The 18811-nt window shown below is 65.1% G+C and carries 18 protein-coding genes and 2 other RNA genes; 15 read left to right on the top strand and 5 right to left on the bottom strand.

The features are described from left to right. Window positions 1-39 precede the first annotated feature (39 nt). The 5 genes from smc to VC212_RS00440 all read right to left on the bottom strand — a co-directional run bounded on the left by smc (window position 40) and on the right by VC212_RS00440 (window position 5815). Entirely contained in the window at window positions 40-3543 is a 3504-nt protein-coding gene (gene smc, locus VC212_RS00420; protein ID WP_055844657.1) for a chromosome segregation protein SMC, read from the bottom strand. 210 nt (window positions 3544-3753) lie between these two features. Further along, complete coding sequence (gene rplI / locus VC212_RS00425) at window positions 3754-4203, bottom strand: 50S ribosomal protein L9 (RefSeq protein WP_055844660.1); 450 nt, start codon at window positions 4201-4203, stop codon at window positions 3754-3756. A gap of 263 nt (window positions 4204-4466) precedes the next feature. Beyond that, on the bottom strand, window positions 4467-4697 hold the full coding sequence (gene rpsR / locus VC212_RS00430; RefSeq protein ID WP_005991243.1) for a 30S ribosomal protein S18: 231 nt from the start codon (window positions 4695-4697) through the stop codon (window positions 4467-4469). An 11-nt stretch (window positions 4698-4708) separates the two neighbouring features. Then, window positions 4709-5143, bottom strand: a complete 435-nt coding sequence (gene rpsF / locus VC212_RS00435) for a 30S ribosomal protein S6 (RefSeq protein ID WP_055844662.1) — start codon at window positions 5141-5143, stop codon at window positions 4709-4711. Between the two features lie 333 nt (window positions 5144-5476). Continuing rightward, window positions 5477-5815: an iron-sulfur cluster assembly accessory protein gene (locus VC212_RS00440; protein WP_055844665.1), complete on the bottom strand. Its 339-nt coding sequence runs from the start codon at window positions 5813-5815 to the stop codon at window positions 5477-5479. A 187-nt stretch (window positions 5816-6002) separates the two neighbouring features. Here VC212_RS00440 and asnS point away from each other — a divergent pair, with 187 nt between their 5' ends. The 15 genes from asnS to VC212_RS00515 all read left to right on the top strand — a co-directional run bounded on the left by asnS (window position 6003) and on the right by VC212_RS00515 (window position 18787). Beyond that, window positions 6003-7397, top strand: coding sequence for an asparagine--tRNA ligase (gene asnS / locus VC212_RS00445; protein ID WP_323514048.1), 1395 nt, complete (start codon window positions 6003-6005; stop codon window positions 7395-7397). A 27-nt stretch (window positions 7398-7424) separates the two neighbouring features. Then, on the top strand, window positions 7425-7775 hold the full coding sequence (locus VC212_RS00450; protein ID WP_323514261.1) for a hypothetical protein: 351 nt from the start codon (window positions 7425-7427) through the stop codon (window positions 7773-7775). Beyond that, on the top strand, window positions 7772-8077 hold the full coding sequence (locus VC212_RS00455) for a hypothetical protein (RefSeq protein ID WP_323514049.1): 306 nt from the start codon (window positions 7772-7774) through the stop codon (window positions 8075-8077). Before VC212_RS00450 ends, VC212_RS00455 begins: the two co-directional genes overlap by 4 nt. Next, window positions 8074-8409: a hypothetical protein gene (locus VC212_RS00460; protein ID WP_323514050.1), complete on the top strand. Its 336-nt coding sequence runs from the start codon at window positions 8074-8076 to the stop codon at window positions 8407-8409. Before VC212_RS00455 ends, VC212_RS00460 begins: the two co-directional genes overlap by 4 nt. Window position 8410: 1 nt before the next feature. Then, the gene (locus tag VC212_RS00465) at window positions 8411-9043 is read left to right on the top strand and encodes an FMN-binding negative transcriptional regulator (RefSeq protein ID WP_323514051.1); all 633 of its coding nucleotides are present in this window, start codon (window positions 8411-8413) and stop codon (window positions 9041-9043) included. 93 nt (window positions 9044-9136) lie between these two features. Further along, complete coding sequence (gene can / locus VC212_RS00470) at window positions 9137-9799, top strand: carbonate dehydratase (RefSeq protein ID WP_055844683.1); 663 nt, start codon at window positions 9137-9139, stop codon at window positions 9797-9799. Window positions 9800-9884: 85 nt separating this feature from the next. Further along, window positions 9885-10415, top strand: coding sequence for a 3-hydroxyanthranilate 3,4-dioxygenase (locus VC212_RS00475; protein ID WP_323514052.1), 531 nt, complete (start codon window positions 9885-9887; stop codon window positions 10413-10415). A 60-nt stretch (window positions 10416-10475) separates the two neighbouring features. After that, a complete protein-coding gene (locus VC212_RS00480) occupies window positions 10476-12605 on the top strand; it encodes an FUSC family protein (RefSeq protein ID WP_323514053.1) in 2130 nt (709 codons plus the stop codon). A 32-nt stretch (window positions 12606-12637) separates the two neighbouring features. After that, window positions 12638-13912: a kynureninase gene (gene kynU, locus VC212_RS00485; protein WP_323514054.1), complete on the top strand. Its 1275-nt coding sequence runs from the start codon at window positions 12638-12640 to the stop codon at window positions 13910-13912. 169 nt (window positions 13913-14081) lie between these two features. Then, entirely contained in the window at window positions 14082-15449 is a 1368-nt protein-coding gene (locus VC212_RS00490; protein WP_323514055.1) for an NAD(P)/FAD-dependent oxidoreductase, read from the top strand. 65 nt (window positions 15450-15514) lie between these two features. Next, a non-coding RNA gene (locus VC212_RS00495) (sX9 sRNA) lies at window positions 15515-15587 on the top strand. A gap of 202 nt (window positions 15588-15789) precedes the next feature. After that, window positions 15790-17235 carry an exodeoxyribonuclease I gene (gene sbcB, locus VC212_RS00500; protein WP_323514056.1) on the top strand — a complete coding sequence of 482 codons (1446 nt, stop codon included), beginning with the start codon at window positions 15790-15792 and terminating at the stop codon, window positions 17233-17235. Beyond that, window positions 17232-17918, top strand: coding sequence for a DUF2461 domain-containing protein (locus tag VC212_RS00505; protein ID WP_323514057.1), 687 nt, complete (start codon window positions 17232-17234; stop codon window positions 17916-17918). Before sbcB ends, VC212_RS00505 begins: the two co-directional genes overlap by 4 nt. A gap of 121 nt (window positions 17919-18039) precedes the next feature. Beyond that, the gene (locus VC212_RS00510) at window positions 18040-18606 is read left to right on the top strand and encodes a DUF2939 domain-containing protein (protein WP_323514058.1); all 567 of its coding nucleotides are present in this window, start codon (window positions 18040-18042) and stop codon (window positions 18604-18606) included. A gap of 104 nt (window positions 18607-18710) precedes the next feature. Further along, window positions 18711-18787, top strand: a non-coding RNA gene (locus VC212_RS00515) — sX9 sRNA. The last annotated feature ends 24 nt before the right edge of the window (window positions 18788-18811 follow it).

An 18811-nucleotide genomic window follows, 5' to 3' on the forward strand; every position in this document is an offset into this window, starting at 1 on the left:
AAGAGTGACAGGTGTCATCATTCCAGCAAGCATGGCACGTCATGCCGCACCCGCCAAACGTGCCGCCTCTTCCAGGTCCACGCTGACCAGACGGCTGACGCCCGGCTCGCGCATGGTCACACCGGACAACTGGCGCGCCGCTTCCATGGTCGCCTTGTTATGGCTGACGAACAGGAACTGCACCTTCTCGCTCATCTCGCGCACCATGTTGGCCAGGCGGCCGACATTGGCTTCGTCCAGAGGCGCGTCCACCTCGTCCAGCAGGCAGAACGGCGCAGGATTGAGCTGGAAGATCGCAAACACCAGCGCCACCGCGGTCATCGCCTTTTCGCCACCGGACAGCAGCGAAATGCTGGACACACGCTTGCCCGGCGGGCGCGCCATGATGGTCACGCCGGTGTCGAGCAGGTCTTCGCCGGTGAGTTCCAGATACGCGTGCCCACCGCCGAAAAGACGCGGATACAGCGCCTGCACGCCGGAGTTGACGCGATCGAAGGTGTCCTTGAAACGGCCGCGGGTTTCGCGGTCGATCTTGCGGATGGCTTCTTCCAGCGTTTCCAGTGCGGTATTGAGGTCCAGGTTCTGCGCCTCCAGATATTCCGAGCGCTGCGCAGCCTCGCCGTATTCCTGGATCGCAGCCAGATTCACCGGCTCCAGGCGCCGCATGCGCCCGTCGATCTGGTTCACCGCCGCTTCCCATTCGGGCGCGTTGGCAGACTCGGACAGGCCGTTGACCACGTCTTCCAGCACGAAGCCGGCTTTGACCACCGCGGCAGACAACTGCTCGGCGTTGAGCACCAGCGCCTGTTGATCGAGCTTGCGCTGGCTGATGCGCTCGCGCTGCGCCAGCGCCTGTTCGTCGCGCTGCTGACGGGTCTGCTCGAAGCTGCGCAACTCACCGTCGATGCTGTCGAGCAACGTCCGCGTTTCGCTGAGCACGCGCTCGGTGCGGACACGTTCGCTCAGTGCGGCCTGATGTTCGTGCTCGAGCGTTTCCACCGGCGAATCGCCGTCGCTGAGCTGGGAGACCAGATCTTCCAGGCGCGTATCGAGCTGGCCGCGCTGGCTGTCCATGCGCTCCAGGGTCTGGCTGAGCGAGGTGATCTGGGTGCGCTGCGATTCCAGCGTCAGCGCCAGGGCATGCATCGCATCGCGCACGCCACGCGCGGCATCGCGCGCCTGGTCGCGCGCATCGGTGAGCTGGCGGCGTTCGTTTTCCAGCGCCTGCCGCGTGCCTTGCAGATCGCCCATCAGGGTGACCGCGTCTTCGAGTTTCGCGCGGGCCTCGCGGGCCTGTTCGCGGCTGGTATCCAGCGTTTCCAGCAACTGCGACAACTCGTTTTCGATGCGCTCGATGCGCGTGCGCGCTGCATCGACCTTGCCCTGCTGGCTCTGCAACTGGCCAGCCAGTTCGGACACGCTGCGGTGCGCCATGTATAGCTGACGCTGCGCATCTTCGCGCTGCTGTTCGGCGGCCAGCGATTGCTCGCGGAAGCTGGTGAGCCGCTGTTCGAGCTCGGCTTCGCGCTCCTGCAGGGTGTCGATCTGCGTGCGCAGTTCCTGGATGTCGCGCTCGCGCAGCAAGGCGCCCTGCTTGGCCGCGCCAGAGCGCGATACGCGCACCCAGCCCTCGCCCAAGCGCTCGCCATTGCGGGTGATGACCGAGTCGCCTTCCGGCAACGCGGCTTGCAACGCGCGTGCGGCCTGCAGATCGTCGGCCGCATGCAGCCGCGCCAGCAGACGACGAATCGCGATCGGCCCCTGCACTTTGGCTGCCAATGAGGTCGGTGCAAAGGTGGCGGCATCGGTGGCGTTTGACACCAGCGCAATGCGGCCTTCGCCCAACTCGCCCAGCGCGTCGACCAGCTGTTCGGGCGCCTCCACCAGCACGCCTTCGATCAACTGCCCCAGCGCGCTTTCGACGGTGTTTTCCCAGCCGCTTTCCACCGTAATGCGCTCGCCAACACGCGCTGCCGAATCCAGCCCGCGCGACTTCAGCCACGCCACCGCCGCGCCCTGCTCCTGGCCGAGGGCGGCCTGCTGCAGGGTTTCCAGCGACGACAGTCGACCGCGCGCGGCCTGCGCCTGCTTGCGCACCTCGGCCAGCTCGCCCTGGCTGGCCCGCTGCTGTTCCTGCAGACCGCCCAACGCGTGCTTGCGCGCTTCGACTTGCTCGGTCAGCCCGTCCAGCGACGCCTTTTGGGTTTCATGGCGCAGCTCGACCTGCTCGAACGCCTCGGCCAGCGCATCCAGATCCAGCCCGGCCCGTTCGTTGACCAGCGCTTCGCGGCGGCGGTCGGCCTCCAGCGATTGGCGGTCCAGATAATCGACACGCGTGCGCTCCACTTCGCCGGCGCGCGAGGCTTCGCCGGTGTCGCGGTTATGGGTTTCCCAACGCTGCTGCCAGTCGGCCAGCCGCGCCTCGGCTTCGCGCAGCGATTCCTGGCGGAACTCATGGTCCTCGCGCAGCTGTTCCAGCTGCGGTTCGGCCGCATCCACCGCTTCGCGCAGCACGGCCAGTTTTGAGGAGTCGCCACTGATGTGCTGGGTCAATTCCTGCAGCTGGCTCTGCGCCTCATCGCGCGCCTTGTGCAAGCGATGCGAGAGTTCGCGCTGGTGCTGGATCTGCTGTTCGATGCGCGCCAGCGCGCTGCCCACTTGGTAGACGTCGGCCTGCGCCTTGGCCACCGCTTCGGCCGCCTCTTCGCGGCGCACGCGCCCGGTTTCGATCCGCGCCTCGGCATCGCGCTGGTCGGCGATCAGCTGCTGCAGGCGGGTTTCTTCCTGATTCAACTTTTCGCGCAGGCCCTGCAATTGCCCATCCAGGCCGCGGTACTCCAGCGCCTTCCACTCGGCATCCTTGATCCGGCGCTCTTCCTGCAAGGCCTGGTATTGCTCGGCCTGACGCGCCTGGCGCTGCAGATGCGCCAGCTGCTTGGTGATCTCTTCGCGCAGGTCGCCCAGGCGGTCGAGGTTTTCGCGGGTATGGCGGATGCGGGTTTCGGTTTCCTTGCGGCGTTCCTTGTACTTGGAAATGCCGGCGGCCTCTTCCAGATACACGCGCAGGTCTTCCGGGCGCGCCTCGATGATCTGGCTGATCATGCCCTGCTCGATGATCGAGTAGCTGCGCGGCCCCAGGCCTGTGCCCAGGAACAGGTCGGTGATGTCGCGACGCCGGCACTTGGTGCCATTGAGGTAATAGGCGCTGTTGCCGTCGCGGCTGACCAGGCGCTTGACCGAGATCTCGTTGAACGAGGCGAACTCACCGGTGATGGTGTGATCGGAGTTGTCGAAGATCAGTTCCACCGTCGCCTGCGACACCGGCTTGCGCGCCGAGGAGCCGGAAAAGATCACGTCGGTCAGCGAGTCGCCACGCAGCCGGCTGGCCGAGCTTTCGCCCATCACCCAGCGCACCGCATCGATGATGTTGGACTTGCCGCAACCATTGGGGCCGACGATGCCGGTCATGTTGGTGGGCAGGTGCAACGTGGTCGGGTCGACGAACGACTTGAAACCGGACAGCTTGATCGTGGACAGGCGCATGGGACGGACGGGTTCCGGGCACCGCGCGGACACAGCCGGCAGGCGCTTTTCCTGTGGAGCCGGCACCTAAGCCCTTGATCGGCAAGATCTGCAGGCCGTGGAACCGACAATGGGGCATGAGTATAACGGTGCCGTCGCTACGCTGCGGCTGGCCGTAAAAGACGAAGGGCGCCTAACAAGGCGCCCTTCGGTTCACACATGCAGCAAGGATCAGGCGTCGGATTCGACGATGACCTTGACCGAGGTTTCCACATCGGCGTGCAGGTGCAGCACAACGTCGTACTCGCCGACATTGCGGAATGCGCCTTCGCCCAGGATCACTTCGCTCTTTTCCAGCGGCAGGCCGGCGGCGGTGAACGCCTCGGCGATGTCGCGCGGGCCAACCGAGCCGTACAGCTTGCCTTCGGTGGACGCGTGCGCGCCGATGGTGACGCTGGCGCCTTCGAACTTGGTGGCGCGAGTCTGCGCATCGGCCAGGATGGTGTTGGCCTTGGCTTCGTAATCGGCGCGCTTGGTTTCGAACGCTTCGACGTTGGCAGCGGTGGCCGGAACGGCCTTACCCTGCGGCACGAGGAAGTTACGGCCGTAGCCCGGCTTGACGCTGACCTTGTCGCCCAGGTTGCCCAGGTTGGTCACTTTCTGCAGAAGAATCAGATCCATGGTGGTGCTCCGTTATTCGTTAGCGCTGGCACTTTGGCCGACGCAACGGGTGCTGTCCGAAAAGACGGGATTCGGGAATCGGGATTTGGGAATCGCAAGAGCACGATCAACACCGCATCTCGAATAACCGGCCTCTATCAATTTGATAACCCGCACAGGGACGTGCGGGCTGTTGTGAGAACTCGCATGCAGCCGCATGGGCTCTTGCGAGGACTCACTGCATTCGTGCGGGCCGCTTTGAGCGCCCCGCAACGAACGACCGATCAAACGTCGTGGTTATCCGTGTACGGGATCAGCGCCAGGAAACGCGAGCGCTTGACGGCCGTCGCCAGCTGACGCTGGTACTTGGACTTGGTACCGGTCACGCGGCTCGGCACGATCTTGCCGTTCTCGGTGAGGTACTGACGCAGGGTGTTGAGATCCTTGTAATCGATCTCTTTGACGCCCTCGGCGGTGAACTTGCAGAACTTGCGACGACGGAAGAACTTGGACATGACAGCGCTCCTTAAGCGGCTTCGGCGTTGTCGCCGTCGGTATCGGTGGCGGCAGGTGCAGCATCGCCTTCCTCGTCGTCACGACGACGACGCTCGCTACGCTCGGGCTTGTCGCCCTTCTCGTCCTTGCTCTTCATGATCAGCGACTGCTCGGTGTCCGGGCCGTCGCGCTTGACGACCAGGTGACGCAGCACCGCATCGTTGAAGCGGAAGCTTTCCACCAGCTCGCTCAGCACGGCCTGGTCGACTTCGATGTTGAGCAGCACGTAATGCGCCTTCACCAGGTTCTGGATCGGGTAGGCCAGCTGACGACGGCCCCAGTCTTCCAGACGGTGGATGGTGCCGTTACCGCCCTCGATCAGCGACTTGTAGCGCTCGATCATGGCCGGGACCTGCTCGCTCTGGTCCGGATGGACCAGGAACACGACTTCGTAATGACGACTCATGTTGTTTTACCTTTCGGATGTGGCCACGTGGGCCGGACAGCTCCCCGGTGGTCCGCGCAAGGCGGCCGGTGGAGCAAGGGTTCCCACCCAGAACCGGGCAGGAAGCCGGAAAGTATGGCAGTTCAAGCGCTTAGCCGCAACCAGCCAGCCTGGGAGCGGAACTCTAAAGCCCCTCTCCCGCCGGGAGAGGGGTTGGGGTGAGGGTACGGAGGCGATGCCCTAGCGACTTTCAACCGCGCTTGGCTTCGCCCCGTACCCTCATCCGCCCCTTCGGGGCACCTTCTCCCGAGGGGAGAAGGAAACACTCCGGCGCTGCTTGTCTCACTCTTTAGCTCAGCGGTGCTCAGCTTCGGTGGTAAAGCTTTCACCGCAACCGCACTCGGCGGTGGCGTTGGGGTTGCTGAAGGTAAACGTCTCGCTCAGCCCGTGCTTGCCGAAGTCGATGCAGGTGCCGTCCACCAGCGGCAGGCTGGTCGGGTCGACGAAGATGCACACCCCGCCCTGCTCGAACACCGCATCGTCGTCGCGCTTCTCGCGCGCCAGGTCGGTGATGTGACCCCAGCCGGAGCAACCGGTCTTGGTCACGCCAAAGCGCAGGCCCAATGCACCCGGGGTCTGCTGCACGAAACGCTGCACGCGCTCCAGCGCGGCGGGGGTGAGGCTGATGGTCATGCGGGCACTCCAACACAATGGCGTCAAGTATAGGGGCCGACCGGTGGATCGGCATGCAGTCCAGATGGGGCCGGCCACGCGGGCACGCAAGCCGCTGCGCCGCCACGCCTGTTCAGGTGCTCGCGCCAGCGCGGTCGCAGCCAGTAAACTCGCAGACCATTCAAGGTCGCTACGGCGAGGAACAGTCATGACGGTGGTCAGCGTTGAACATGCGCTTGCGGGCAAGCTCCCCGACGGCGGCGAAGTCACGGTACGGGGGTGGGTGCGCACGCTGCGCGGATCTGCCGGACTGGCCTTCATCAACGTGACCGATGGCTCGTGCTTCGCTCCGATCCAGGTGGTGGCCAACGACACGCTGCCCAATTTCGACGAGATCAAGCGTCTGACCAGCGGCTGCTCGCTGATCGCCAAGGGTGTGCTGGTGAAGTCGCAGGGCAAGGGCCAGTCGTTCGAGATCCAGGCCAGCGCTGTCGAAATCGTAGGTTGGGTCGAAGACCCGCTCACCTACCCGATTCAGCCCAAGCCGATGACGCCGGAATTCCTGCGTGAAGTGGCGCACCTGCGCCCGCGTACCAATCTGTTCGGCGCGGTGACACGCATCCGCAACTGCCTGGCGCAGGCGGTGCACCGCTTCTTCCACCAGAACGGCTTCAACTGGATCAGCACGCCGATCATCACCACCTCCGATGCCGAAGGCGCCGGGCAGATGTTCCGCGTTTCCACGCTGGACATGGTCAACCTGCCGCGCGATGCCACGGGCAACGTGGATTTCAGCCGCGACTTCTTCGGCAAGGAAACCTTCCTCACCGTGTCCGGCCAGCTCAACGTGGAGGCGTATTGCCTGGCGCTGAGCAAGGTCTACACCTTCGGGCCGACGTTCCGCGCAGAAAACAGCCACACCACGCGCCACCTGGCCGAGTTCTGGATGATCGAGCCGGAAATCGCCTTTGCCGACCTGGCCGAAGATGCGCGGCTGGCCGAGCAGTTCCTGAAGTACCTGTTCCGCGCGGTGCTGGACGAGCGCGGCGACGATCTGGCCTTCCTGGCCGAGCGCGTGGACAAGAACGCGATCAGCAAGCTGGAAGCCTTCATCAATGCGCCGTTCGAGCAGATCGATTACACCGAGGCGGTGAAGCTGTTGCAGAACTCCGGCAAGAAGTTCGACTTCCCGGTCGAATGGGGCCTGGACCTGCAGACCGAGCACGAACGCTGGTTGACCGAAGAGCACATCGGCCGCCCGGTGGTGGTGACCAATTATCCCGAGCACATCAAGGCGTTCTACATGCGCCTGAACGACGACGGCAAGACCGTGGCGGCAATGGACGTGCTGGCGCCGGGCATCGGCGAAATCATTGGCGGCAGCCAGCGCGAAGAACGCCTGGATGTGCTGGATGCGCGCATGGCGCAGTTCGGCCTGGATAAGGAGCACTACAGCTGGTATCGCGATTTCCGTCGCTACGGTTCGGTGCCGCATGCCGGTTTTGGCCTCGGGTTCGAGCGCCTGGTGGTGTACGTGTGCGGGCTGAGCAACATCCGCGACGCCATCCCCTACCCGCGCGCGCCGGGCAGCGCGGAGTTCTGAGTGAGCACGGAGGCGGCCACCGTCACGATGTATCGCCCGTTGGGGCCGGAGGAATACGCCCTGGTGCGTGACTCCGGCTTCCGACGCTGGCCACCGCGATTGCCGGAGCAGCCGATCTTCTATCCGGTCACCAATCAGCGCTATGCCGAAGAAATCGCATCACGCTGGAACGTCAAGGACAGCGGCGTGGGCTATGTGGCGCAGTTCGATGTGCTCGCCGCGGTCGTCGACCAGTACGCCATTCAAAAAGTCGGCGGCGCCCATCACACCGAGTGGTGGATTCCGGCCGAAGACCTGGACACATTCAACGAGGCGATCGTCGGCCTCATCGCGATCATTGCCCGCTTCGATGCTCCGCCTGCCGAGTCCCGCACATGACCCTGTTCTTCGCGCTGTGTTTTGTCGGTGTCGCCGTTGCCGGGCTGACCGCATTGCTGATCTTCTGGCCGCTGACCCTGGTGCACCTGCGCGACCGACACTCTGATGTGTTGGCCAGCTTCGGCGACCCGGCCTTCATCAGCCCGACCGCGTGGCGCTGGTTGTTGGCGCGCCGCTACCGCAGCTACCGCGACAATGCGCTGTCCGGTCTGGCCACACCCGCCTGGCTGTCGCTGCTGACCATTTTTTTCGGCCTGGGCATGGCGGCCCTGCTCGGGCTGCTTTCCAAGGTAATGGCATGAACATCATCGACATCGACGCAGTACACAGCTCCGACGGCCGCGATCAGTGGTGGCTGGCCACCATCGGCCGTACGCTGATCTGGGCGCGTCTGCGCATCAAGGAAGCCGGCACTGCCGAAGTGCTGGACAGCGATGGCAAGACGTTGGCCTACGACAGCGAAGACACCGCACGTGCGGCCTTGTTCGATGCAGAATTTGTGGCATTGGACGGGCTGGACGAAGAAGATGCGCTGATCCGCGGCTTTTCGCTGCATGAGGTGTCGCCACCGCGCGGCGATAACGATGCCGACCTGCGCGAGCGCATGGTGGTGACCATGGGCGGCCGCGCCTGAGATGTACGCACCGCGCGCGTTCGCACAGACTGATCTGGCGCTGCTGGACTGGCTGCTGGCGCGTGACCCGTTCGTCACCCTGATCAGTCAGAGCGACGACGGACAACCAGCCATCTCGCACCTACCGGTGCTGTATCGACGCGACGACCAGCAGGTCCTCATCGAGGGCCACTGGGCACGCCCCAATCCGCAAGCGCACCATGTGGGCGATGCAGTGATCGTCGTGCAGGGGCCGCACGCCTATGTGTCGCCGGGCTGGTATCTGGACAAGGAAGCGGCCGCGCGCGTGCCGACCTGGAATTACGCCATCGCGCATCTGCATGGGCAATGCACCGAGCTTGCCGATGAAGACGCGATGGGCGAGTTGATCGGCCGGATGAGCACGCACTTCGAGCAACGCGTCGGCAGCGACTGGCAGTTCGAGATGGAGCGCGACAGCCATCGTCGGCAATTGCGTGGGCTGATCGGCTTCCGCTTCGTGCCAAGCCGCATCGAACTCACCTTCAAGCTCAGCCAGAACCATCCGGCCGGCAATGTTGCAGCGGTGGCCGATGCGCTGGAGCAGCAACGTTCAAGCGATGCGCAGGACGTGGCCGCACTGATGCGCAATGCGTTGCGTGCGCGCAAGAGCTGATCGCCTTGTCATTGCGTTCGCGTTCCTGCACCACCGCTTTATGGCCCGCCTCTGGCTTGTTTCCTCCCCGTTGTCATCTGGAATACTGCGCGCATGAACGAGCTCAACCATTTACTTGAAAACAACCGTGCCTGGTCCGAGCGTATCCGTCGCGAAGACCCGGAATTCTTCTCCAAACTGTCGACGCAGCAGACCCCGGAATATCTGTGGATCGGCTGCTCAGACTCGCGCGTGCCGGCCAATCAGATCATCGACATGGCACCGGGCGAAGTGTTCGTGCACCGCAATATCGCCAATGTGGTGGTGCATAGCGATTTGAACTGCCTGTCGGTGATCCAGTTCGCCGTCGACGTGCTCAAGGTCAAGCACATTCTGGTGGTGGGCCATTACGGGTGCGGCGGTGTGTTCGCCAGCCTGACCCAGAAGCGCATGGGCCTGGTCGACAACTGGATCCGCCACGTCACCGATGTGGCCGACAAGCACGAAGCCTGCCTGCACGATGCCGGCGATCTGCCGGTGCAGCATGCGCGCCTGTGCGAGCTCAACGTGCTGGAACAGGTGGTCAACGTTTGCCGCACCACCATCGTGCGCGATGCGTGGGAGCGTGGGCAGGAGTTGTGCGTGCATGGCTGGGTCTACAGCCTGCGCGACGGCCATGCGCACGATCTGGGCATGTCCATCGACCGCGCCGACCTGCTCCAGGAACGTTACGACGCGGCACTGACGAAAATTCAGGCCGATCACGCCGAACGCTGAGTCGGCGCTGCATGTTTGACCGACCGCGGCGCCCATCGGCGTCGCGGTTGGCTATGCTGGAGGCCTTCTTCGCCGAGGAATGTCGATGCTGGTCCCGCCGATCAACCTGCATGCCTGGATCGAGCAATACAGACACCTGCTCAAACCGCCGGTCGGCAACAAGTGCATCCAGCAGGATGGCTTCATCATCATGATTGTCGGCGGGCCCAACGCGCGCACCGACTATCACTACGACGAAGGCCCGGAGTGGTTTTTCCAGCTCGAAGGCAAGATGGTGCTGAAGGTGCAGGATGCGGGCGTGCAACGCGACATCCCGATCCGCGCCGGCGAGATCTTTCTGCTGCCGCCGAAGGTGCCGCATTCGCCGCAGCGCGCCGCCGGTTCGGTCGGCCTGGTCATTGAGCGCGAACGCCTGCCGCACGAACAGGACGGGCTGCAGTGGTACTGCCCGCAGTGCAATCACAAGCTGTATGAGGCGATGTTTCCGCTAGGCAATATCGAAACCGACTTCCCGCCGGTGTTCGATCACTTCTATCGCTCGCTGGCACTGCGGACCTGCACGCAGTGCGGGCACCTGCATCCTGCGCCGGAGCGCTATGTTGCAGTCGATGCCTGAGTTGCGCTGGCGCCAGCGCATGCAATGCACACGCCGGTCGCACCCACACGAGCACGCAGCATGCTGCGCGCACTGATCGACCTCAAGCCGCGCGATGTGCCGCTACGCGTGGCCTTGCGCAACACCGCAGCGGTCGTACTGCCGCTGGCAATTGGCGTGGCCACCGGGCATGTCGCCGCAGGCTTGGCGGTGTGCAGCGGCGCGCTGAACACGATGTTTTCCGATCAACCCGGGCCCTACCGCGCGCGCTTGCAACGCATGTTGATGGCGGCCCTGGCCGCTGGCCTGGCGGCCTTATTGGGCGTGTGGGTCGGCCACAACACGCCTGCCCTGGTGATCGCCGGGCTACTGCTCGGCCTGGGTGGTGGCCTGCTGGTGGCGCTGGGCCCGGTTGCGGCGCGGGTCGGCCTGACCAGCATGATCCTGCTGGTAGTGAGTGCGGACATGCGGCTGCCGGTGGAACAGGCGCCCGGCGTGGCCGCCCTCATCTTTGCCGGTGGCCTGTTGCAGGTGTTGCTGGCCTTGGCGGCCTGGCCCTTGCAACGGTATCGCCCGGAACGCTTTGCGCTCGCCGACCTGATGCGCCAGCTGGCAGCAATCGCACGGCAACGCCCGGAAGCCAGCGCAGCACCGCCCGCAACGCAGGAAGTGCTGGATGCCATGGTGATGCTGCACGGCGAACACCGCTCGCGCGCGATCGCGGTGCAGAGCTTTCGCATCATTGCCGAGCTCTGCGACCGCGTGCGGCTGGAGCTGCTGTCGTTGGCCGATGCGGACACCCGCCTGACCGACTCGCAGGCACGCCCGGCGATCGAGCGCGTGCTCGAACGCAGTGCCATCGTGCTGGAGCAGCTGGCCCACACCATGACGGTAGGCGAGGATCCGGTGGCGGCCAACGCGTCGATGACCGGTTTCGACGATCTGGTCGGCGCGCTGGCACAGTTTCAGCACGACAACGCCGATACTCGCGAGCGCCGGCTGGTGCGGGTGGCGGTGGCCCGCGCGCAGGGATTGGGCGGGCAGTTGCGCGCGTTGATCCGCAACGCGCACTGGGCCAGCAGCCGCGGCGAAATCCAGGCGCAATTGGCCGAAGCACGGCTACCGGCGGCGCTGCGGCCGGCCGCGACCTGGGCGACGTTGCGGGCAAACCTAGATCTGTCGTCGGTGGCGTTCCGGCATGCGCTGCGTTGCGGCGTGTGTCTGGCACTGGCCATCGCCTTCCAACGCTGGCAACAGATTCCGCACGGCTTCTGGATTCCGATGACCACCGCCATCGTGCTCAAACCGGATTTCGGCGGCACGTTCAGCTTTGGCGCCTTACGCGTGGCCGGCACCTTCATCGGTTTGTTGGTGGCCACACTGCTGGCCCATTTTGCGATGGATGGCGCCGGTATCCGCATGGCCTTGCTGGCGCTGTTCTGCCTGGGCTTTCGCTTGCTGACTCAAGTGAACTACGGCATCGGCGTGGCGTTTCTCACCGGCATGCTGGTGCTGCTGCTGTCCTTCGAAGGCATGACGCCCGGTGAGGCGGTCGGTGCGCGGCTGCAGGCCACCGTGGCCGGCAGCGCACTGGCACTGATCGCCTACGCGCTATGGCCGACGCGCGAGCGCCGGCATATCCGCGCCTCGTTGGCGCAGTTGCTCACGGCCTATCGCGAGCATCTGCACAACCTGTTGCTGGGCCAGATGGATCGGCTGAGCGACAGCCGCGCCGCCGCACGCGTGGCGCGCACCAATGCGCAGGCCTCGATCGAACGCCTGCGCGGCGAGCCGCGCAGCCGCCGCAATCTGCACGAGCTCAAGCTGGCCGAATCGCTGCTGGCCAATGGCAACCGGCTGATCCGCGCCACGCTGCTGTTGGAGGCGGTGCTGCGCGATGGTCACCCGTTGCCGTCGCTAGACGCACTGCCCGCCTTCGCCGATGACGCCGACCGGGCGTTGGCCGAGCTGATCGCGTGCCTGAGCAACGGCGGCACGCCGGCTGCGGCCACGCTACGCAGCGCCGAGCGCAAACTCTCCGACGCGTTGGCCACGCTGCCGGATGGCTCGCCAACCACCGCCGCGCTTGCCGACACCATCGACCGCGTCACCGACAGCATCGGCACGCTCACCCATCTGCTGCGCCCTGCCCGACCGGCCTCGACCGAGACGCCTGCGGTGCATGACGGCGCGCAAGGTGCCGGAAGGTAAACTGCGGCATCGATCCAAAGCACGCGAGCCCGATGACCACCGACCCGCTGTCCCGTTCCCACGCCGTGGCGCTGGATGCCGCCGACCCGCTGCGCAGCCTGCGCGACGCTTTTGTGTTCCCGCAGCACGATGGCCGGGATCAGACCTATTTCGTCGGCAATTCGCTGGGCCTGCAACCGCGTCAGGCACGCGCGATGGTGAGCGAAGTGCTCGATCACTGGGGCGCGCTTGCGGTGGAAGGCCACTTCACCGGCCCCACCCAATGGCTGACCTATCACCAACTGGTGCGCGACGGCCTGGCGCGCGTGGTCGGCGCGCAACCGGGCGAAGTGGTGGCGATGAACACCCTCAGCGTCAATCTGCATCTGATGATGGCGAGCTTTTATCGCCCCACGCCCGAGCGCGGCGCGATCCTGATCGAAGCCGGCGCATTTCCGTCCGACCGCCATGCGGTGGAATCGCAGTTGCGCCTGCACGGGCTGGATCCGGCCACGCAGTTGATCGAAGTGGACGCCGATGAGCCCAACGGCACGTTGTCGATGGCCACCATTGCCGATGCCATCGCCACGCACGGTTCGCGTCTGGCATTGGTGCTGTGGCCCGGCATCCAGTACCGCACCGGCCAGGCCTTCGATCTAGGCGAAATTGCGCGACTGGCACGCGCGCAAGGCGCAGCGGTGGGCTTCGATCTGGCGCATGCGGTGGGCAACATCCCGCTGACCCTGCACGACGATGGCGTCGACTTCGCAGTGTGGTGCCATTACAAATATCTCAATGCCGGCCCCGGCGCGGTGGGCGGCTGTTTCGTGCACGCACGCCACGCCAATAGCGATCTGCCGCGCATGGCCGGCTGGTGGGGACACGAGCAGCAGACCCGCTTCCGCATGGACCCGCAGTTCGTGCCCTCACCGGGCGCCGAAGGCTGGCAGCTGAGCAACCCACCGGTACTGGCATTGGCACCGCTGCGTGCATCGCTGGACCTGTTCGACCAAGCCGGCATGGCTGCGCTGCGCGCAAAGTCCGAACAGCTCACCGGACATCTGGAACAGCTGATCCACGCACGCGTGCCGCAGGTGCTGCAGATCGTCACCCCGGCCGAGCCGGCGCAGCGCGGCTGCCAGCTGTCGTTGCGGGTGGCCGGCGGACGCGCGCAAGGGCGCGCGCTGTTCGAGCATCTGCATGCGGCCGGCGTGCTTGGCGACTGGCGCGAACCGGACGTGATCCGCATCGCGCCGGTGCCGCTATACAACCGTTTCAGCGATCTGCACACCTTTGTGGAACAGGTGGAAGCCTGGGCCGCCGGTTGAACGCCGCACGCTGACTGCATCGCTACCGGTAACGTAGCAGGCACACGCGAAACCCGCAGACGCCCACGTACACTCCGAGCGCGCCTTCGGCAACGCAGGCGCGCTATAGCCAACTGCTTCTTTCCTCACTTTTGCCGGCTCCCGCGTCCGGCCGCTGCCGGACATTGCATTGAGCCCCGTCTCCCCTCGCTCCCTGACCCTGATCGGCGCCGGCCTGGCCGGTTGCCTGCTGGCCATCCTGCTGTCGCGTCGCGGCTGGCAAGTCACCGTGTACGAACGGCGTGGCGACCCGCGCATCAAGGGCTACGAGTCCGGCCGCTCGATCAACCTGGCGCTAGCCGAACGCGGACGCCACGCGTTGCGTCAGGCCGGTGCGGAAGAAGCGGTGATGGCCAAGGCGGTGATGATGCGCGGCCGCATGGTGCACCCGATCGAGGGCGAACCGCAGCTGCAGCGCTACGGCCGCGACGACAGCGAAGTGATTTGGTCCATCCACCGTGCCGCGTTGAATATCGCCTTGCTGGAGCTGGCCGAACAGGCCGGCGCATCGGTGCATTTCTATCGCCGGCTGCACACGGTCGATTTCGACGCCGGCTACGCGCGCTTTATCGATGACCGCGACGATCAGCCGCACGAGATCCACTTCCAGAGCCTGATCGGCAGCGACGGTGCCGGCTCGGCACTGCGCGCGGCCATGCAGCGCAAATCGCCGTTGGGCGAGCGCACCGAATTCCTGGATCACTCGTACAAGGAACTGGAAATCCCGCCATTGCCCGGCGGTGGCTTCCGTATCGAGCGCAATGCGCTGCACATCTGGCCGCGTGGGCGCTACATGTGCATCGCGCTGCCCAACGATGGCGGCACCTTCACCGTCACCCTGTTCCTGCCCAACGCAGGCAACCCGAGCTTTGCCACCACCCGCACCGGCGAAGAAGCGCATGCGTTGTTCGCACGCGATTTTCCGGATGCGCTGCCACTGATTCCGCAACTCGAAGAACACTGGGAAGAACATCCGCCCGGCCTGCTCGGCACCCTCACCCTGGAGCGCTGGCATCTGGATAACCGCGCCTTGCTGATCGGCGATGCCGCACACGCGATGGTGCCGTTCCACGGCCAGGGCATGAATTGCGCCTTCGAAGATTGCGTGGCGTTGGCCGAGCAGATGGACGCGCACGATGACATCGGCAGCGCGTTCGCTGCGTTCGAAGCTGCACGACGCGACGATGCCGCCGCGATCCAGCAGATGGCGCTGGAAAACTATCTGGAAATGCGCGACCGCGTCGGCGATGCCGACTTCCTGCTGCAGCGCGAACTCGAGCAGCAATTGCAGGCGCGCTGGCCTACCCGCTTCGTGCCGCATTACACGATGGTGACCTTTCTGCGCACGCGCTATTCGATTGCGTTGGCGCGCAGCGACATCCAGCGCGAAATTCTGGTCGAGGCCACGCGCGGGCACAGCGATCTGTCGCGTATCGATTGGGCAGCGCTGGAAGCGGTGGTGCACGCACGTCTGGAGCCGCTGGAAGGCGCGCACTGAGAGCGGCGAAGACAACGGCTGCGCTCACCGCCAGGCGGGCGCGGCAAACGCTCGGTGCGTTATCGACCATTCGTATCCGTTGGTCCTGAGCGCGCCGCCCACATCCACCTGACGACTGCTCGCCCTGTGGTGTTGACCGCACCAAGATCATGCTCAGGTTTGCGCACTGTGCGCAGACGCTCACGCCGCGCTCGCAACACACGCCAAACGCGGGCCCCACACAGCAAGCGCCTACCCCAGCGCACATCCGCACCTCAGCGCGCCGGCGCTGCGATGAGAGATACTAGCGGCCACTGGCGGCGCATACGCCGTGCGCCGCGGATCTGGATCTCGCACCCGCATGCCTGACAGCTTTCTCTTTTACGACCTGGAAACCTTCGGCCAGGACCCGCGCCGCACCCGCATCGCGCAGTTCGCCGCCGTGCGCACCGACGCGCAACTGCGCGTGATCGACGAGCCGATCAGTTTCTTCGTGCAACCGGCCGACGACCTGCTGCCCTCGCCGTACGCCACCATGGTCACCGGCATCACCCCGCAGCACGCGCTGCGCGAAGGCGTGACCGAAGCCGAAGCGTTTGCGCGCATCGCCGAGCAGATGAGTCGCCCGCAGACCTGCACGCTGGGCTACAACTCGATCCGCTTCGACGACGAGTTCGTGCGCTGCGGGCTGTTCCGCAATTTCTACGACCCCTACGAGCGCGAGTGGCGCGGCGGCAATTCGCGCTGGGATCTGCTCGATGTGCTGCGGCTGGTGCACGCATTGCGCCCGGACGGCATCACCTGGCCGCAGCGCGAAGACGGCGCCACCTCGTTCAAGCTCGAACATCTGGCCGATGCCAACGCAGTGCGCGAAGGCGATGCGCACGAAGCCTTGTCCGACGTGTACGCCACCATCGGCATGGCGCGCAAATTTCAGCAGCATCAACCCAAGCTGTGGGAGTACGCGTTGCGCCTGCGCGACAAGCGCTTTGCCGCCACCTTGCTCGATGTGATTGCGATGGAACCGGTGCTGCACATTTCGCAGCGCTACCCTGCCTCGCGCATGTGCGCCGCGGCCGTGCTGCCGCTGACGCGGCATCCGCGCATCGACAGCCGCGTGATCGTGTTCGATCTGGACGGCGACCCGGAGGTGCTGTTGCGGCTGAGCCCGGACGAGATCGCCGACCGGCTGTATATTCGCGCCGCCGATCTACCCGAAGGTGAGCAGCGCATCCCGCTCAAGGAAGTACATCTGAACAAGTCGCCGGCGCTGGTGGCCTGGCAGCATCTGCGCGCGCCGGATTTCCAGCGCCTGGGCGTGGACCCCGATGCGGTGCTGGCCAAGGCCGCACGGCTGCGCGAACTGGGCCCGCAGCTGGCGGAAAAGGTGCGCCAGGTCTACGGCAACGAACGTGCCGCGGCCGCTGCGATCAACGATGCCGATGCCTCGCTCTACGACGGTTTTCTGGCCGAAGGCGACAAGCGCCTGCTTGCACAGGTGCGCGCCAGCGCGCCGGACGAACTGGGCGCGCTGGAAACGCGGTTTCGCGACTCACGTCTGATCGAGCTGCTGTTTCGCTATCGCGCACGCAACTGGCCGCAGACGCTGTCGTTCGACGAGCAGGAACGCTGGAACCAGTACCGTCGCAAGCGCCTGCTCGAAGACCATGGGTTGGGCGAAGTCACCCTGGACCAGTACAACGCGCAGATTGCGGATTTACGGCTCGCTCACCCCGACGATGCTACCAAGCAAGACCTGCTCGACCAGCTCGCCGCCTGGGGTTCGGACCTCCAACGCACGCTATGACCACCTATTTTTCAGACGCCAGCTTCAAGTTCCTGCGCGCCCTGGCCCGCCACAACGACAAGACCTGGTTCGCCGATCATCGCCACCAGTACGAGGCGCATGTGCGTCAGCCGTTTCTGCAGCTGATCACCGATCTGCAGCCGGCGGTTGCCGAGGTCAGCGAACACTATCGTGCCGACCCCAAGACCCAGGGCGGCTCGCTGTTTCGCATCTATCGCGATGCGCGCTTTTCCAACGACAAATCGCCCTACAAGAACTGGCAGGGCGCGCGCCTGTTCCATGAGCGCCGCCGGCAGATGCCGGCACCGTCGTTCTACATCCATCTGCAACCGGGCGAGAGCTTTGTCGGTGCAGGCCTGTGGCACCCGGAGCCGGACACGCAACGCAAGCTGCGGCAGTTCATCTTCGAAAATCCGGGCAGCTGGAAGACGGCCGCATACGATCCCAAATTGCGGCGCAAGTTCGCCCTGGACGACAGCGAAAAACTGGTGCGCGCACCGCGCGGGTTTCCCAACGATTTCGAGTTCATCGACGATCTCAAGCACCGCAACTGGGCGTACCTGCGTCATCTGGACGACGCCATCATGACCGGGCCGCGTCTACGCCAGACCATCGAGGCAGACCTGGTGACACTGGCGCCGTTTGTGGATTATCTATGCGCCGCCCTGGATCTGGAATTTTGAGGCGAGCTGCGGCGCAGGCATATCGCGCCACGGCGTTGCCGCACCATCGGCGGCCTGGTGCTACCGTCTGGATGCAGTCGAACACCCTCCCCTCACCGCGCATGGCAACGGAGTGCGAACGATGAAAAAGCGCTGGTGGATCGTGCCGCTGCTGGCCGTGGTGCTGCTGGCGAGCTATGTGGTAGCGGGGCCGTATCTGGCCATCCGCGGCATCAGTCAGGCCGTTGCCGATCGCGATGCCGCGCAGCTGGAAAGCTACGTGGATTTCCCCAGCCTGCGCGTCAACCTCAAGGCGCAACTGGACGATTATCTGATCCGTCAGGCCGGCAGCAGCATGCAATCGAGCCTGCTCGGCGGCTTTGCGTTGCAACTGGCCAGCGGCATCAGCGGCGCCGGCGTGGATACCTTGGTCACCCCGCTAGGCATCGGTGCCCTGCTGCAAGGCCACAGCGTGTGGAACCGCGTCATCGGCGACACCGTCAGCGCCGATACCTATGCGGCACCGGCACCGGCGCGCCCGCTGCAAGGCGCGACGCGGCGCTTCGAATCCACCCGCCGCTTCACCGCCACCACGCAGACCGCCAACGGTACACCGGTGACCTTCGTGCTGACCCGCCAGGGCCTGCGCTGGCGACTGACCGATATCCAATTGCCGTTGCCGACCGCACCGAGCGAGCAAACGCCGTAATCGCGTAGCGTAAAGGCCCAGATGCGGCGATGCCAATGTGCGCATCCCTGATGCGGTCAATCAAACGACTGCGCAGGCGGATGCGGCCGGTGGACGACATTGGTATGCCGCACGCGTGCACTCCGGTTCTGAGCGCGCCGTCCACATCCAGCTGACGGCTGCTCGCGACGTTGCGTTAGCCGCTGTTGGCCGGACCTGCAGGACG

The sequence above is a fragment of the Xanthomonas sp. WHRI 8932A genome (genome assembly GCF_035012785.1).
In the GTDB taxonomy this organism is placed as follows: domain Bacteria; phylum Pseudomonadota; class Gammaproteobacteria; order Xanthomonadales; family Xanthomonadaceae; genus Xanthomonas.